Origin of the sequence: Propioniciclava sp., assembly GCF_036744435.1 — a bacterium.
GTDB lineage: Bacteria > Actinomycetota > Actinomycetes > Propionibacteriales > Propionibacteriaceae > Propioniciclava.
Genome location: NZ_DAIOIA010000073.1, coordinates 1 through 15,583, shown reverse-complemented (window position 1 = coordinate 15,583; position 15,583 = coordinate 1). Strand labels below are relative to the sequence as shown.

The 15,583-nt window shown below is 71.2% G+C and carries 14 protein-coding genes; 2 read left to right on the top strand and 12 right to left on the bottom strand.

Annotation, left to right across the window (positions count from 1 at the left end; translation table 11 throughout):
- Nucleotides 1-154: 154 nt before the first annotated feature.
- Nucleotides 155-1,609 (bottom strand): polyprenol phosphomannose-dependent alpha 1,6 mannosyltransferase MptB, encoded by a 1,455-nt coding sequence (gene mptB / locus V7E09_RS10175; RefSeq protein WP_324523339.1) that lies wholly within the window; start codon nucleotides 1,607-1,609, stop codon nucleotides 155-157.
- Nucleotides 1,610-1,759: 150 nt separating this feature from the next.
- Between mptB and V7E09_RS10170 the strand changes: the two genes are divergently transcribed.
- Nucleotides 1,760-3,628, top strand: a complete 1,869-nt coding sequence (locus V7E09_RS10170; RefSeq protein ID WP_442956871.1) for a 2-oxoacid:acceptor oxidoreductase subunit alpha — start codon at nucleotides 1,760-1,762, stop codon at nucleotides 3,626-3,628.
- Nucleotides 3,625-4,653 carry a 2-oxoacid:ferredoxin oxidoreductase subunit beta gene (locus V7E09_RS10165; RefSeq protein WP_324509577.1) on the top strand — a complete coding sequence of 343 codons (1,029 nt, stop codon included), beginning with the start codon at nucleotides 3,625-3,627 and terminating at the stop codon, nucleotides 4,651-4,653. The genes V7E09_RS10170 and V7E09_RS10165 overlap by 4 nt, the downstream gene beginning before the upstream one ends.
- A 67-nt stretch (nucleotides 4,654-4,720) precedes the next feature.
- On the opposite strand, the gene thrC is transcribed toward V7E09_RS10165, so the two are convergent.
- The 11 genes from thrC to V7E09_RS10110 all read right to left on the bottom strand — a co-directional run.
- Nucleotides 4,721-6,181, bottom strand: coding sequence for a threonine synthase (thrC, locus tag V7E09_RS10160; RefSeq protein ID WP_324509578.1), 1,461 nt, complete (start codon nucleotides 6,179-6,181; stop codon nucleotides 4,721-4,723).
- 52 nt (nucleotides 6,182-6,233) lie between these two features.
- On the bottom strand, nucleotides 6,234-7,325 hold the full coding sequence (locus V7E09_RS10155; protein ID WP_324523338.1) for an oxidoreductase: 1,092 nt from the start codon (nucleotides 7,323-7,325) through the stop codon (nucleotides 6,234-6,236).
- Nucleotides 7,322-8,692 (bottom strand): MFS transporter, encoded by a 1,371-nt coding sequence (locus V7E09_RS10150; RefSeq protein WP_324509580.1) that lies wholly within the window; start codon nucleotides 8,690-8,692, stop codon nucleotides 7,322-7,324. The genes V7E09_RS10155 and V7E09_RS10150 overlap by 4 nt, the downstream gene beginning before the upstream one ends.
- Before the next feature lie 23 nt (nucleotides 8,693-8,715).
- On the bottom strand, nucleotides 8,716-9,642 hold the full coding sequence (locus V7E09_RS10145) for a hypothetical protein (RefSeq protein ID WP_324509581.1): 927 nt from the start codon (nucleotides 9,640-9,642) through the stop codon (nucleotides 8,716-8,718).
- Nucleotides 9,639-10,562, bottom strand: a complete 924-nt coding sequence (locus tag V7E09_RS10140; protein WP_324509582.1) for a polysaccharide deacetylase family protein — start codon at nucleotides 10,560-10,562, stop codon at nucleotides 9,639-9,641. Before V7E09_RS10140 ends, V7E09_RS10145 begins: the two co-directional genes overlap by 4 nt.
- Entirely contained in the window at nucleotides 10,559-11,209 is a 651-nt protein-coding gene (locus V7E09_RS10135; protein ID WP_324509583.1) for a cysteine hydrolase family protein, read from the bottom strand. Before V7E09_RS10135 ends, V7E09_RS10140 begins: the two co-directional genes overlap by 4 nt.
- Entirely contained in the window at nucleotides 11,209-12,555 is a 1,347-nt protein-coding gene (locus V7E09_RS10130) for an MmgE/PrpD family protein (protein ID WP_324523337.1), read from the bottom strand. Before V7E09_RS10130 ends, V7E09_RS10135 begins: the two co-directional genes overlap by 1 nt.
- A 7-nt stretch (nucleotides 12,556-12,562) precedes the next feature.
- Entirely contained in the window at nucleotides 12,563-13,261 is a 699-nt protein-coding gene (locus V7E09_RS10125) for an ABC transporter ATP-binding protein (RefSeq protein WP_324509585.1), read from the bottom strand.
- Nucleotides 13,254-13,982, bottom strand: coding sequence for an ABC transporter ATP-binding protein (locus V7E09_RS10120; RefSeq protein WP_324509586.1), 729 nt, complete (start codon nucleotides 13,980-13,982; stop codon nucleotides 13,254-13,256). The genes V7E09_RS10125 and V7E09_RS10120 overlap by 8 nt, the downstream gene beginning before the upstream one ends.
- Nucleotides 13,979-15,037, bottom strand: coding sequence for a branched-chain amino acid ABC transporter permease (locus V7E09_RS10115; RefSeq protein ID WP_324509587.1), 1,059 nt, complete (start codon nucleotides 15,035-15,037; stop codon nucleotides 13,979-13,981). Before V7E09_RS10115 ends, V7E09_RS10120 begins: the two co-directional genes overlap by 4 nt.
- The coding region (locus tag V7E09_RS10110; RefSeq protein ID WP_324523336.1) for a branched-chain amino acid ABC transporter permease at nucleotides 15,034-15,583 on the bottom strand (550 nt) is incomplete at its 5' end. The genes V7E09_RS10110 and V7E09_RS10115, both read right to left, overlap by 4 nt.

Here is a 15,583-nt window from a genome sequence, read left to right as displayed (position 1 = left end):
TCGAGACGGTCAGCGCGTTGATCGCGGCGGGACGGTTCAGGCGGAGCACCCCCACGCCCTCCACCACCTCGGTGAGCAGTTCGGGTTCGGCCATGTCGTCTCCTGGTGGGTCGCAGGGCGGACGCCATCGAGCGCCGCCGGATTCGGCTCCAGCCTAGGCCGAGGCGACGGCCTGGGCGCGGCGGCGCAGGATGATCCACGCCCCACCTGCGGCAACACCCGCCAGCGCGATCGCGATCTCGCTGTTGCGCCAGGCGAGGTTCCCCGCCCCGTAAACGAGCAGGACCGAGGTGACGGCCGCGGCCGTGCGCAGCACTCGCTCGCTGACCTTCGCCAGCGGGAGGAAGAGAGCCCCCCACAGCAGGTACCAGGTGTGCAGGGCCGGGCCGAACACCGCGAACGCCAGGTACGCCCAGGCCAGGAACCGCAAGGGCTCGGTGCGTCCGAAGCGGATCGCAAGCCACACCATGAGCACCGCCGCGATGCCGAGGCTGATGGACTGCAGGAGTGGGATGACGGAGGCGGCCGCCGTGGTCATGCCCAGCGCCAGGAAGACCTGCTGGCACACCCACCCGATCAGGCTGAACGGGGCCAGCGTGACGATCATGCCGGGGACGCTGACGGCGTTCAGCCAGCCGAACCCCAGCCCGGTCGCCCACGAGATACCGGCGAACACGGCCAGGACGCCTCCCAGCGTGGTGAGGGCGCGGGGCAGGAAGCGGACCAGGTCCCGCCACCGCCACGACGCCCACGAACTGCCGATCACCGCCACCGGGAAGGCGGCCAGAACCGCCGGCTGCTTGACGGCCATGCCGACCCCGAGTGCGACGACCGCGGGCCAATGCCAGCCCTTGTACGCCCAGGAGATCGCCAGCACGACCATGCCCAGCATGAGGGCGTCGTTGTGCGCACCGCCGATGAGGTCGATGACCAGGAGCGGGTTGATCGCGGAGAACCACGCCGTCTGATGCGGGTCGATGCCGATCTGGCGGGCGATCCGGGGCAGATAGTGCACGATCAGCGCGACGCCGATCAGGGCCGGGATGCGCTGGGCGACCGCCGAGTAGTACGGGTTGAAGCCGGCGAGTTGGTCCAGCCAGTGCGCCAGCGTCAAGGCGAGCGGGCCGTAGGGGGCCGGGGTGTAGCGCCACAGCCACGCCACCTGGTCGGCGAACGTGCCGGGCAGGACGCTGGGCGAGACCTCGTACGGGTTCAGCCCGTTCTCGATCAGCCAGCCTTGAGCGGCGTAAGAGTAGGCGTCGTGGCTGAAGATCGGGGGCGCCGCGATGAGCGGTATCGCCCACCAGCACAGGATCGCCCACGGCTTCACGTCGTGGTAGACCGCGGGACGCAGCCGGTACCAGGCGATGATCAGCAGGCCGACGGCACCGATGACGAGCACGGTGGCCATGACGCGCGCCCAGGCGGTGTCCAGGCCGAGCGCCCGCATCACCGGCCAGTAGGGGCTGGCCTGGGGCAGGTAGGCCGGCGACAGTGAGCCGACGACCAGCAGGACGGTGCCGAGGAGTCCCAGGCGCACCGGCGCCAGCCGGATGGCACGAACGAAGTCCTGCCACCGGGCGCGCACCCAACCTGCGAACCCGCTCACGGCCGTCCTCCTTGCCTGTCACGGTTGAGAGTCAGCGTATCCAACACGCGCGGGCGACCGGCGCCGCCCGGCAACCCCGGCCCAGAGTCGTCCGTCCCTGGTTGGCCGAGCTACTAGGGTGGGGGGTCGAGTCAGTCTGATCAGAGAAGAATGAGGCCGTCCGCCGTGACCGATGTCCAATCCCTCGACCGTGTCGTCATCCGCTTCGCCGGGGACTCCGGCGACGGGATGCAACTCACCGGTGATCGGTTCACCTCCGACACCGCCAGCCTCGGCAACGACTTCGCGACCCTGCCGAACTTTCCCGCCGAGATCCGCGCCCCCCAGGGAACCGTGGCGGGCGTGTCGAGTTTCCAGCTGCACTTCGCCGACACCGACATCAAGACGCCCGGTGATGCCCCCGACGTCCTGGTGGCGATGAACCCGGCGGCGCTGAAGGCGAACCTCGGCGACCTCAAGCGGGGCGGCGTCATCATCGCCGACGCCCACGAGTTCACCAAGCGCAACCTGGCCAAGGTCGGCTACGCGGCCGACCCACTCACCGACGGCTCGCTGGTCGACTACCAACTGCACTCCATCGACCTGACCGGCCTGACGGTCGGGTCGGTCGAGCAGTTCAAGTTGGGCCGCAAGGAAGCCTCCCGCGCCAAGAACATGTTCGCGCTGGGGTTGCTGACCTGGCTGTTCACGCGTCCGGTCGAACACACGCTGGAATTCCTGGATCGCAAGTTCGGCGGCAAACCGGAGATCCGCGACTCGAACAAGGCCGCCTTCCTCGCCGGGCACGCCTTCGGCGAGACCACCGAGACGTTCGCCGTCCGCTTCGAGGTCGCCGCGGCCCCGGCCCTACCGGGCACGTACCGGCAGATCACCGGTAACAAGGCGTTGGCGCTGGGCCTGATCGCCGGTTCGGTGGCCTCCGGGCTGCCGCTGTTCCTGGGCGCCTACCCGATCACGCCCGCCTCCGATGTGCTGCACGAACTGAGCAAGGCCAAGGACGAAGGCGTCACGACCTTCCAGGCCGAGGACGAGATCGCCGCGGTCGGTGCGGCGCTGGGCGCCTCCTACGCGGGCCACCTGGGCGTCACCTCCACCTCCGGGCCGGGCATGGCACTCAAGAGCGAGACCATCTCGCTGGCCGTCATGCTGGAGCAGCCGCTGGTGATCTGCGACATTCAGCGCGCCGGGCCCGCCACCGGGATGCCGACCAAGACCGAGCAGGCGGACCTCCTGCAGGCGATGTTCGGACGCCACGGCGAGGCGCCGCTGCACGTCATCGCCGCCCAGTCGCCCGCCGACTGCTTCGACGCCGCCATCGAGGCGGTGCGGATCGCACTCACCTACCGGACACCGGTGATCCTGCTGACCGACGGGTACCTGGCCAACGGCGCCGAGCCGTGGCTGCTGCCCGACATCGCGTCGCTGCCCCCGATCGATCCCGCCTTCGCCACCGAGCCGAACGGCCCGGACGGCACTTTCCTGCCCTACCTGCGCGACGAACGCGGGGCCCGGCCGTGGGCCGTCCCCGGGACGCCCGGACTGGAGCACCGCATCGGCGGCATCGAGAAGGCCGACAAGACGGGCAACGTCAGCTACGCCCCCGACAACCACGAACTCATGGTCCGGGCGCGTCAGGCGAAGGTCGACGGGATCGTCGCGGACGTCCCCGACCTCGTCGTCGACGACCCGGACGGCGACGCCGACGTGCTGGTGCTCGGTTGGGGGTCGACGTGGGGTCCCATCGCGGCGGGAGCCCGGCGCGTCCGCGACACCGGCCGCAAGGTCGCCACTGCACATCTGCGTCACCTCAACCCGCTGCCTGCCAACACCGGCGACGTGCTGCGCGCCTACCCACGCGTCATCGTCCCCGAGATGAACCTGGGGCAGATGGCGATGATCCTGCGGGCCCGCTACCTGGTTGATGTGCAGTCCTACAGTCGAGTGCGGGGGTTGCCGATCAGCCCCGCCGAACTGGCGCCGTACCTGATCGACGTCATCGATGCAGAGGAGGCCCGATGAGCACCGGACTGTCCGGCGTGCCCCTGGCGATCACGCCACTCAACCGCAAGGAGTTCGTCTCCGACCAAGAAGTGCGCTGGTGCCCCGGCTGCGGCGACTACGCCGTGCTGGCAGCGTTCCAATCGTTGATGCCGCAACTGGGCGTCAAGCGGGAGAACACCGTCGTCGTGTCCGGAATCGGCTGCTCGTCGCGGTTCCCGTACTACCTCGACACCTACGGCATGCACTCGATTCACGGCCGCGCCCCGGCGATCGCGACCGGCGTGGCTCTGACCCGGCCCGACCTGGCGGTGTGGGTCGTGACCGGCGACGGCGACGCGCTGAGCATCGGCGGTAACCACCTCATCCACGCGCTGCGCCGCAACGTGAACATCACGATCATGCTGTTCAACAACCGCATCTACGGGCTCACCAAGGGGCAGTTCTCCCCCACCTCGGAGACCGGAAAGGTCACCAAGTCGTCCCCCGTCGGCTCGGTGGACCACCCGTTCAACCCGCTGACGCTGGCCCTGGGCGCCGAGGCCTCCTTCGTGGCCCGGGCGCTGGATTCGGACCGCAAGCAGCTCACCGAGGTGCTGACCGCCGCGATCAACCACCGGGGCGCGTCCATCGTCGAGATCTACCAGAACTGCCCGATCTTCAACGACGGCGCGTTCGAGGGCCTCAAGACCCCCGAGTCTTCGGCGATCATCCCGCTGGTCCACGGCGAGCCGATCACCTTCGCCGGGGGCGAGCTGGGCGTCGTCCGCAAGCCCAACGGCTCACTCGGCGTCAGCGCGGTCAGCGACGTCGAGCCGGGCGACCTGGTCGTCCACGACGCGCACGCGCACGACGCGACGCTGGCCTTCCAGCTCTCTCAGCTCACCGACACCCAGGGGCTGTCGCTGTCGCCGGTCGGCGTCCTGCGCGACGTGGCGCGTCCGGTGTTCGACGACGAGGCCCGCAACCAGGTGCACATGCCCGCCGACCGGGTCACCTCCCTGCAGCGCCTGGTGGCCGGGCCGGACACCTGGACCGTCCTGTAGCAGCCAGCAACGCGACGGCCTCCCCACAGTCTGCGGGGAGGCCGTCGCCGTGTCGGTGCGGCGCTGCTCAGGCGACCGGCTCCCCTTCCGCGAGCGCAGCCTCGATCAACGACTTGAGAGCGTCGGCGTCGTTGGGCAGGTCGATCACGTGACGGGGCAGGTTCTCCAGCCCTGCGAACGCCGCGGGACGCTCGATGTCGTGGCCGAGCGCCTCCACGATCGTCGCGGAGAACTTCACCGGCAGCGCCGTCTCCAGCACGATGACGGGGGGCTCGACCTCGCCTGCGGCCAGCAGCCGCCGGGCCACCGTCACGCCGTCGGCGGTGTGCGGGTCGATGACCACCCCGGTGCGGGCCGCCTCGGCGGCGATGGTGTCCAGCCGGTCGGCGTGGGTGGAGGTGCCCGCCACGAAGCCGTAACGCTCGCCCAGGGCGGCGAACTCGGGGGTGCCGGACAGGTCGATGCGCCCAGTGGCGGCCAACTCCTCGCCGAACAGGCGTCGCACCAGCGCGCCGTCGCGACCGAGCAGGTCGAAGATGAAGCGCTCGAAGTTGGACGCCTTGGAGATGTCCATCGACGGGCTGGACGTGGCGTGCGTCTCCGCCGAGCCGCGCACCCGGTACACGCCCGTGGCGAAGAACTCCGCCAGCACGTTGTTCTCGTTGGTGGCCAGCACCAGGCGGTCGATCGGCAGCCCCATCTCGCGGGCGACATGCCCGGCGCAGATGTTGCCGAAGTTCCCGCTCGGGACGGCGAAGCTGACGCGGTGCTCATCGGAGGTGGTGGCATCCAGGTAGAGGGCCACGTAATAGACGACCTGCGCGACGACGCGGGCCCAGTTGATGGAGTTCACCGCGCCGATGTGGTGGGCGGCCTTGAAGGCGGCGTCGGCGTTGACGGTCTTGACGAGATCCTGGCAGTCGTCGAAGACGCCCTCGACGGCGATGTTGACGATGGCCGGATCGTCGATGCTGAACATCTGCGCCTGCTGGAACGGGCTCATCCTCCCCCGCGGGGTCAGCATGAACACCGTGACGCGGCCCTTGCCCAGCATGGCGTGCTCGGCGGCCGAGCCGGTGTCGCCGCTGGTCGCGCCCACGATCGTGAGGGTGGTGTCGCGGCGCTCCAGCTCGTATTCGAACAGTTGCCCGAGCAACTGCATCGCCATGTCCTTGAACGCGGCCGTGGGCCCATTCGACAGGTGGCCCAGCTCGATCCCGCCGGTCAGGTCGGTGACGCCGACGACCCGGGCGTCCCCGAACGCCGCCGCGGTGTAGGCGCGCTCGCACAGGGCCCGCAGGTCGTCGGCAGGGATGTCTCCGATGAACAGCCCCAGCACGGCCGCCGCCAGCCCCGCGTAGCCCTGCGTGGCCTGGATCTCCCGCCAGGACGCCAGGGTCGTCGCGTCGATGCGCGGGTAGCTCTGCGGGACGTACAGCCCGCCGTCGGGCGCGAGGCCCTCCAGGAGGATGTCGCTGAACGAGCGGGCGGGCGCGTCGGCGGCGCCGCGGGTGGAGACGTACTTCACAAGGCCCGAGCCTACCGGGGTCCCCCTGCGGAGCGCCGTCGCGCCCGCGCCGCTAGGCGTCGAGCACCGTGCGCCGATAGGCGCGGTGGTAGCGGGGCTCGGCCGGGCCCTGGGAATCGCCCAGTTCGAGGGCGGCGCGCCGCGCCCAATGGGGGTCGCGGAGCATGGCGCGCCCCAACAGGATCGCGTCGGCCTGGCCGCGGGCCAGGATCTCCTCAGCCGCGGCGGCCTCAGTGATCAGGCCGACGGCGGCGCTCGGCACCCCCGCGGCGCGGACGGCCGCCGCGCCCTCGACCTGGTACCCGGGCGTCTCGGGGTACTCCGCCCCGGCGACCAGCCCGCCCGAGGAGCAGTCCACCAGGTCGACCCCGCGCGCCGCGAGTCGCAGCGCGAGCCCGGCAGTGTCTTCGTGGCCGAGCCCGCCGGGAGCCACATCCGCGGCCGAGACCCGGACCAGCAGGGGCCCGTCCCAGACCTCCCGCACCGCCGCGACGACCGCCATCAGCAGTGTCTCGCGCCCCTGAGTCGACCCACCCCAGGCGTCCGTGCGCCGGTTCGTCACCGGGGAGAGGAACTCGTGCAGCAGATAGCCGTGGGCCGCGTGCAGTTCGATCACGTCGAACCCGGCCCGCCGGGCGCGACCGGCCGCCTCGGCGAAGCCGGCGACCACGGCGTGCAGGTCGGCATCGGTCGCCGCCGCCGGCGCATCGTAGCGGCCGAAGGGCTCCCCGCTCGCGCCCAGCGTCCGCCACCCGCCGAGGGCGAGCGGGACGCTGCGGCCGTGCTCGGCCTCCCCGGGCAGTCCGCGATACTTGCCGCCCTTGCGTCCGGCGTGCGCCAGCTGGACGCCGATGCGGCCGCCACAGGCGTGCACCGCGTCGGTCACCTGACGCCACGGCGTCACGTGGGCGTCCGACCAGAGCCCCGCGTCCTGCGGGGTCACCCGTCCCTCGGGCGTGACCGCGGTCGCCTCGGTCAGCACGAGACCGGCCCCGCCAAGGGCGAACTGCGCGTAGTGGGCGGCGTGCCAGGCGGTGACCTCGCCGGAGCCGTCCTCGCAGGCGTCCATGCACATCGGCGAGACCCAGGCCCGGTTCGCCAGCGTCGTGCCGGCCAGCGTCAACGGGGTGAACAGGGCGCTCATGCCGACCTCCCGCGCACCAGCGCCACGACCGCGGCCAGCAGCAGGCAGCCACCCAGAACGGCGATGCTGCATCCCAGGATCGCGATGCCCCCGTCGCCGCGTCCCGGCGTGAGGGCGCTCGCCGCCAGGACGGCCGCCAGCGCCGCCCCGATGTACTGGGAGGTGCGATACAGGCCGCTGGCCACCCCCGCCTGCTCGCCGTGGACCGACGCGTGGAGGATGAGCTGGTTGCCGAGGTTGTTGAAACCGTTGGGCAGGCCGCACAAGGCGCCGACGAGGACCAGCAGCCAGATGGGGGCGTCGGTGCCCACCACGGTGGCGGCCAGCGTCCCGGCGATCACCATCGCCAGCGAACCGACGAGCAGCAGGACACGGGGAGAGACGCGCGATCCCAGGCGCGACGCCACCAGCGTCGACAGGGCGCCCACCCCGAACACCGGGAACATGAGCAGCCCCGCCTGGGCCGGATCCAACCCGCGGGAGGCCTCCAGCCACTGGGGCAGGCCGTAGAAGATCGTGTAGAAGGACACGTAGGTGACGATGGCCCGCACGCAGGTGCGCCACAGCAGAGGGTTGCCGGACAGCAGCCGGACGTCCAGGAACGGCGACGGGTACCGCACCGACCAGGTCACCAGCACGATCCCCGCCGCCACGGCGCCTGCGAACCAGCCCCACGCGCCGCCTTGTTCGAGCGACAGCAGGCCCAGCATCAGCAGCGTCAGCGTGACGACGAAGAGCACCAGTCCGACCGGATCGAGCGCGCGCAGCGTCGAGCGCAGCCCGGTCCGCGTCCGGGCCGGATCCGGCGGGACGTGACGCAGCACCCAGAACAGTGAGTTGGCCACCATGGGGACGTTGACCCAGAAGATGGCCTGCCAGCCCCACAGCACGACGATCGGCCCGCCGACGCTGGGCCCCAGGGCGGCCGTGGTCTGGCCGCACACCGCGATGACCCCGAGTGCCCCGGACGGATTCGCGTCCAGCCGTTCGGCCTGCTGCCGGATGATCGCCATGGCCGTCGGGAACTGCAGGGCCGTTCCCATCCCCAGGAGCAGCCGGTCGGCGACCAGCCACTCCAGCGAGGGCGCGAAGGGGCCCAGCACGGAGGCCAGCAGGGTGATCATCAGCCCCGTGAGGTAGAGGCGTCGGGGGCCGTAGAGGTCGGCGAGCCGCCCCCCTGTGGGGGAACTCACCGCGGCCGACAGGTACAGCGCCGAGACGACCCACGCCATGGCCGGGCCATGCCCGAACTGGTTGCCGATGGACACCAGCGCCACCGCCAGGATGGCCGAGTTCAACCCCTGCAGGATCGTTCCCGATCCCAGCGCCCAGCTCATCGCAGCGGGGAGTCCGGCGGGAGTCCGCACGCGTTCCTCCGACGTCCGGGTCATCACCGTGCGCCCGCGAGGCCCGCCGCCTCGCCCGGCAGCAGCAGGGCAACATCGGGGTGCTTGGCCAGGCGGGTGAGCACGTGCTCGGCGACGTCGGCGAAACAGGCCTGGCCGAGCACCCAGCCGAACCAGCTCAGGCCCAGGAAACGTCCGCCGACCACCTCGGCGTCGGCGACGAGCCGGTCGATCGTCTCGTCGAGCAGCCGGTGGTAGTCGGGGAACGGCAGCCCGCGGGCATACAGCGCGAACATGTCCTCGGTCTCCAGGCCGAACGGCACCGCGGTCAGACTCGCGCTGTCCTCGCCCAGCCGCAGCGGGCGCTCGTCGACCGGCCAGTCGCCGAACCAGGAGAACCCGGACGCCGTCAGCAGGGCGGTCGTGCGCGGCGTCTGCGCCCGCTCGGGGGAGAACCAGCCCCCGACCGGGCGCCCGGCCGCCTCGGCGACGGCCTCCCGGCTGCCAGTGAGGTAGTCGCGTTCCTGTTCCTCGGTCATTCCCGGGTGCAGCAGGATGTTGGCGGCGCGGCCGCGGGCCACGACCTCGCCCGCCCGGACAGCCGCCTGCTGTGCGAGGCCCGGACGCGTGGTCACGCCGTCCGCGTCCAGGGCCACGGCAGCGGGCACCCCGGCCCGCTCGGCGATGTCGAGCAGGCGCCACAGGCCGACCGTGAGCCCGAAGTCCCACTGAGACAGCCGCGCGACCTGTCCGTGGCGCGGCTCGGAGGTGTCCCGGCCGACGCCGCCCTGCATCGCGGACGGCGTCACCGCGTCGGCGGGCACGACGTCGCGGTAGCTGGGGGCGTGCACCAGCAGGCTGACCGCCAGGCGGCGCCCCCAAGGCAGCGGCCAGGGGGTGCGTCCGGCCTCGTGGTCCGGCGTCAGGCCGGGCGCGAACACGGTGGCGTCCGCGTTGGTGACGATGCTCATCGCGTGGCCTCTCCGGCGCGCGTCGCGTGCGCCAGTTGTGCGTCGTAGTGGTGTGCGAGGTAGTGCTCGGCGATGTCACCGGCCCGGGTCACCCAGAGCCGGTCGTCCCCGCGCACGTAGTCGAGGATGCGCTCGATCGCCCCGATGGTGTGGGGTTGTCCCGACAGGAACGGGTGCGTGGCGATGCACGCCACCCTGGCTTGGCCGTCGCGTTCGGCGTCGCGGAGGAGCCGGTCGATTTGGGCCCGCACCATGGCGACGAAGTAGTCGCTGGGGTAGTGCTTGGCGTGCAGCAGCGGCACGTCGTTGAGCATGTAGCTGTACGGCATCGAGATGAGGCGCCCGCCGGACGCCGTCCGCAGCGGGCGGGGCTGCTCGTCGTGGATCCAGTCGGCGTGATAGCTGAAGCCGTGCTCGACCATGAGGTCGCAGGTGTTGTCCGTGCCCGAGATCTTCGGGCCGAGCATCCCCTTCATCCGGCCGCCGTAATACGTCGTGGCCAGGAGCTGGGATTGCCGGAAGAAGTCGTCCTCCTCCTCCCGGGTGAGCCCATAGAGGGGACGCAGGTTCGAGATGCCGTGGCTCATGACCTCCCAGTCGCGCTCGCGCATCGCCTCCCGGATGTCCGGGTCGTCTTCGAGGAGGGTGAGGCTGAGCGAGACGGTGCTGGGGATCGCGTAGGTGTCGATCGCCCGCAGCATCCGCCAGAACCCCACCCGGTTGCCGTAGGCGCGGTGCATGTAGTGCTGGACGTCCGGCGCTGCCACCCTGCCCTGCGGGCTGGCCCCGCCCGGCGGAATGTAGTCGTAGTGCTCGACGTTGGGCGCGTGCCAGACCGCGACCAGCTTGCCGTCCGGCCACGTGACCTGGGGCCGCGTGGGCAGCGGCTCATAGACGAGCCGGTCGTTGTTCTCGATCACGACCGGGCTCCTATGCGGGCGTCCGCGAACCGCTCCAGGACCGACGCCAGCGTCACGACGTCGCCGAACCGGTCCTGCATGTCCCACAGGCTCACCTCACCCGACAACGTCCGGAAGTCGTCGACGCACTCCTCCACGACGCTGACCCGCAGGTTGCGGTAGGCCGCGTCCACCACGGTGGCCCGCACGCAGCCGCTCGTCGAGGTGCCCGCCATGATGACCTCGTCGATGCCCAGTTCCGCGACGACGTCGTCGAGTCGGGTGCGGTAGAACCCGGAGGCGACCGTCTTCTCGACGATGATGTCGCCATCGACGGGGCCCACGACCGGGCTGATCTCCGTCCAGGGGTCGCCGCGCAGGCAGCGGGTGGTCAGCGAGGAGCGGACGCGCTGGGCGAGCATCCGATCGTCGAGGTCGTCCAGGATCATGACCAGGTAGATCACCGGGACGCCGGCGGCGCGCGCCCCCTCCAGGAGTTCCCGGGTGCGGGCCAGCGCGGGCGCCGTGCTCGCCCCCACCTGGTCGTGCTCGGTGAAGGCGCGCTGGAAGTCGACGACCACGACGGCGGGAGAGGTCCCCGGCCCGATCCTGGTGCGACCCGCCCGCAGCGTCCGGATCCGCTCGACCTCGGCATTCCAGTCAGTCATCAGGGTTTCCTTTCTGGTTCGGCCAGCCGGAGGCGGGCCAGCTCGGTTGCGGCGGACGCCGCGGTGGGAAGGGCTGCGACGACGTCGACGACGAGGTCGGGGCCGAAGGGGGCCGGACCGGCGCTGGTGAGAGCGGCGGCCAGCAGGTCGTGGTGGGTGGCGGCGTCGAACGGGGAGTGGTCGCGGTCGCCGAGGCTGTGGGGCACGGCGACCTCGTAGACCGAACCGGTGTCGGTGACGACCCGGACGGTCGCAGGGCGGGCGTCCGGTGTCGCCAGCGGCCCCTCCCGGAGCCGGACCAGGGCGGCGAGCGGTGCCAGCCTGGCGGCCTGGTCGGGGGCGGACCGCTCGTAGGAGACATCCCCGTGCAGCAGGGCGCTGGCGACCGCGAACGGTGTGGAGAAGTAGGCGCCGTGCCGCGTCGTCCAGCTGGTGGCGTCCAGTCGCACCGCAGCGGGTGAGGCGACCACCTCGATGCTGCGGATCCGCTCGGGCGTGATTCCGGACGCCAGCAGGTCGGCGCGCAGCAGCAAGGCGGCGTCGGCCGGGGCGTGCGTGTACGCGCAACTGGAGTGGCGTTTGACGTAGCCGTGGCCCACCATCAGGTCGCTGTCGTCGCCGGTCGGCACGAGCCCGTCGGGCTCCACCGAGCCGACCGCGGGCGACGGCCAGGTCCCGGGGAGGGTCTCCCCCGCGACGGCCAGCCGGGCGGACGCCAGACCGGCGAGCGCCCCGGCCCCCGCCCACTGATCGCGGACCGGGCTGCCTGCCAACGCCGCGCCCCAGAAGGACGCCACGGGGGAGGCCAGCGCGGCATGCACGGCGCGCGCCACCCCTTCGGCGTCGACCCCGAGCAGCACCGCACACCCGGCTGCCGCCCCCGGGATCCCCAGGGAGCCGTGGTTGTGATGGTCGGGCTCATACGACGTGGCCCGCCCGAGCCGGGCGGCGACCTCGTAGGCCACCACGGCGGCGGTCAGGGTGCTCGGGCCGTCGGTGCCGCGCTGTTCGGCGAGCGCCAGGACGGCGGGGATCGCCAGCGCGGCGGGATGTCCCTTCGCCAGCCGGTGGCCCGAGTCGCGCTCCAGACAGACCCCGGCGACCGTGTTGAGCCAGGCCGCCGCCTCGACCGACGCCGACCCGGCGCCGAAGAGAGTGCAGGGGCCGGGCTCCGGGGCCCACGCGGCGACCAGGGCGCGCTGCGCGGGGGTGGCCTGCCCTCCGGAGATGACGGCGAACAGTCCGGCGAGCTCCTGCCCGATCGCGTCGGCGACCGGGCCCGGAAGGTTCTCCCAGCGGCGGCTCACGGCCCAGCGGGAGAGCCCGAGGATGGCGGCGTCCAGCATGGCCGGCTCAACCTCCCAGGTAGGCCGAGCGGACCCGGTCGTCGGAGGCGAGTTCGGAGGCTGCGCCCTCGAGGGCGACGCTTCCCGACTCCAGGACGTAGGCCCGGTCGGCGATCGCCAGGACCTGCCCGGCGTTCTGCTCGACGATGAGGATGCTGACGCCCTCGTCGCGGATGGCCGGGATGGCCCGGAACACCGCCTCGGTCAGGAGTGGCGACAGCCCGGTGGAGGGTTCGTCGAGCATCAGCAGTTCCGGCGCCGACATGAGGGCCCTCGCGATCGCCAGCATCTGCTGTTGGCCGCCCGACATGGTCTCGGCCAGCTGGGTGCGGCGCTCGGCCAGGATGGGGAACAGGCCGAGGATCCAGTCCTCCTCGAATCGGGTCCGTCCCGATCGCGCTCGCGCCCCCATGCGAAGGTTCTCCATGACGGTGAGCGAGCCGAACAGTTCCCGATGCTCGGGGACCAGCATGAGTCCTCGACGGGCCAGCGCATGGGTCTTGCCGAAGCCGACGGGCTGATCCTGGTAGCGGACCGAGCCGGACTGCACCCGCACCTCGCCGACGATCGTCTTCAAGGTGGTGGACTTGCCTGCCCCGTTGGCCCCGACGATGGCCACGATCTCTGCCGGGCCGACGGTGAGGCTGACCTCGTGGAGGATCTCCAGCCCGTGATAGCCGCTGGAGACGGACGTCAGTTCAAGCATGCGGGAGCTCCTTGCCGAGGTAGGCCTCGATCACATGAGGGTCGGACAAGACGGTCTGCGCGTCGCCCGACGCCAAGACCGCGCCCTGATCCATCATCACGACGTGGTCGCTGAGGACCCGGATGGCCGCCATGATGTGCTCGACGAAGACCATGGTCATGCCCTCGTCCCGGCGCAGGGAGGAGAGCAGGTCCAGGACGGGGGCGCGTTCGGAGGGCACCAGCCCGGCCAGCACCTCATCCAGCAGGAGGATGCGGGGCCGCAGCGCCAGGGCGCGGGCCAGTTCGAGGCGCTTCTGCATCCCCGCGGGGAGCAGCCCGGACTGATGGCCGGCCCACTCGGACAGGCCGGTCCGCTCGATCGAGCCCACAGCCTCGGCGCGCACCGCTGCGCCGCGAGCGCCCCGGCTCATGGCCGCGACCTCGACGTTTTCGAGCACGGTCATGGTGTGGAAGGGCCGCATCAGCTGGAAAGTCCGCACCATGCCGAGCCGGGCCAGCTGGTGGGCGGGCATGCCGGTGATGTCGCGTCCTTCGAGCAGCACCGTCCCGGAGGTGGGAGGGAAGGCGCCCATGATGCAGTTGAACAGCGTGGTCTTGCCCGCGCCGTTGGCGCCGATGATCCCGAGGATCTTCCCCTCCTCCACCTCGAGATCGACGCCCTTGAGCGCCTGAAGCCCGCTGAAGCTCTTGGTGAGGGCGTGCGCCTCCAAGACGATCACTTCTGCCTCCTGCGCTCGACGATGGTGCCGTAGATGCCCTTGGGGAGCAGGGTGACGACGGCGATGAGGATGACGGCGTACAGCACGATGTCGAGACCGCCCTGCCCTGAGAGCCACTCGAAGCCGGCAGGCGGGTGGCGCAGCCAGCCGGCCACGAGATCGGACAGGGGCGCCATCACGACGGCACCGATGACCGGCCCCCAGATGGTTCCGGTCCCGCCCACGACGGCGGTGATGATGGCGTCGTTGGACACCGACGCCCCGAAGGCGAGGTGGGGGTCGATGAACATGTAGTACTGCACGTAGAAGGTCCCGGCGACGGCGGTGATCGCGGCCGAGAGGGCGACGGTCTGCAGCTTGTAACGCAGCACGTTGATGCCGAGGGCGGCGGCCGCCAGGTCGTTGTCGCGCACGGCCAGGGTGAAGCGGCCGTGGCGGCTGTTGAGGAAGGCGATGGAGGCCAGCAGGCACAGGCCCAGCAGGGCGAGACCGATCCAGTAGTACCAGGGCGATCCCGCGCTGAACTGGAAGTCGGCGAACGACTGCCCGGCCTTCACCGGGATGGTGATCCCGACCGTCTTCTTCAGTGGTTCGCTGCCCTGCACGAACAGCCGCAGCGCCTCGGCGAACGCGAAGGTGGACATGGTGTAGTAGGCCCCGGTCAGCTTGTAGCGCAGCGCCAGGTAGGAGATGCCCACGCCTGCGGCGACCGCGAGGACGACGCCGATCAGCAGCCCGACCCAGGGCCCGGTCTTGAGCGTGGCGACGGAGAACGCGGTGGCGTAGGCCCCGACGCCGAAGAAGGCTGCATGGCCGAAGGAGAACATGCCGCCGAAGCCGGCCATGATGTTCCAGCCGACGCCCATGATCGCGAAGATCAGCACCCGGTTGGCGATGGCCATGTGGGTGGCCGTGAGGAAGAACGGCAACGTGGCGGCGAGGAGCACGAACGCCGCGAGGGCGTAGTAGTCGCGCGGGATGCGGCGCGCGCGGGCCAGGGACGACGCCGCGCCGACCGTTTCGTTGGTGTCTGTGGCGGTGACCACGCTGGTCATGAGGACCTCCCGAAGACTCCCTTGGGGCGCAGGAAGAGGACGACGATGAAGACGATGAAGACGGCCAGCAGCGGGCTCTGGTCGGGGAAGATCAGCCCGGCCAACTGCTCGGTGAGCCCGACGACCAGCCCGCCCACCAGCGCGCCGGGGATGTTGCCCATCCCGCCGAGCACGACCACGACGAAGGCGGTCAGGTTGAAGATGGTGCCGGCGGTCGGCTCGATGGTGGAGAACGGCGAGACCAGGACGCCCGCCGCGCCGGAGGCCATGGATCCCAGGGCGAAGGTGACGATGTAGATGGTGCGGGTGTTGATGCCCACGAGCCGCGCCCCGGCAGGGTTGGCGGCTACGGCGCGGATCTCGGTGCCGATGCGGGTGCGCTGCAGCAGCAGCGCGAACCCTGCCACGAGGATCAGCGCGCCGACGAACGCGTAGATGCGGGACAGCTCGACGGTGGCGCCCAGGATCGGGACGCCGACGTTGCCGGGCAGGGTGACCGAGCGCGGGTTGGGACCGAAGACCAGCAGCAGGATGTTCTCGACCGCG

What these genes read in the sequence shown, in the direction of transcription:
- V7E09_RS10170 (WP_442956871.1), top strand. Translation starts at nt 1,760, where the DNA reads ATGAGGCCGTCCGCCGTGACCGATGTCCAATCCCTCGACCGTGTCGTC.
- V7E09_RS10165 (WP_324509577.1), top strand. Translation starts at nt 3,625, where the DNA reads ATGAGCACCGGACTGTCCGGCGTGCCCCTGGCGATCACGCCACTCAAC.
- V7E09_RS10155 (WP_324523338.1), bottom strand. Translation starts at nt 7,325, where the DNA reads ATGAGCGCCCTGTTCACCCCGTTGACGCTGGCCGGCACGACGCTGGCG.
- V7E09_RS10145 (WP_324509581.1), bottom strand. Translation starts at nt 9,642, where the DNA reads ATGAGCATCGTCACCAACGCGGACGCCACCGTGTTCGCGCCCGGCCTG.
- V7E09_RS10135 (WP_324509583.1), bottom strand. Translation starts at nt 11,209, where the DNA reads ATGACTGACTGGAATGCCGAGGTCGAGCGGATCCGGACGCTGCGGGCG.
- V7E09_RS10130 (WP_324523337.1), bottom strand. Translation starts at nt 12,555, where the DNA reads ATGCTGGACGCCGCCATCCTCGGGCTCTCCCGCTGGGCCGTGAGCCGC.
- V7E09_RS10125 (WP_324509585.1), bottom strand. Translation starts at nt 13,261, where the DNA reads ATGCTTGAACTGACGTCCGTCTCCAGCGGCTATCACGGGCTGGAGATC.
- V7E09_RS10115 (WP_324509587.1), bottom strand. Translation starts at nt 15,037, where the DNA reads ATGACCAGCGTGGTCACCGCCACAGACACCAACGAAACGGTCGGCGCG.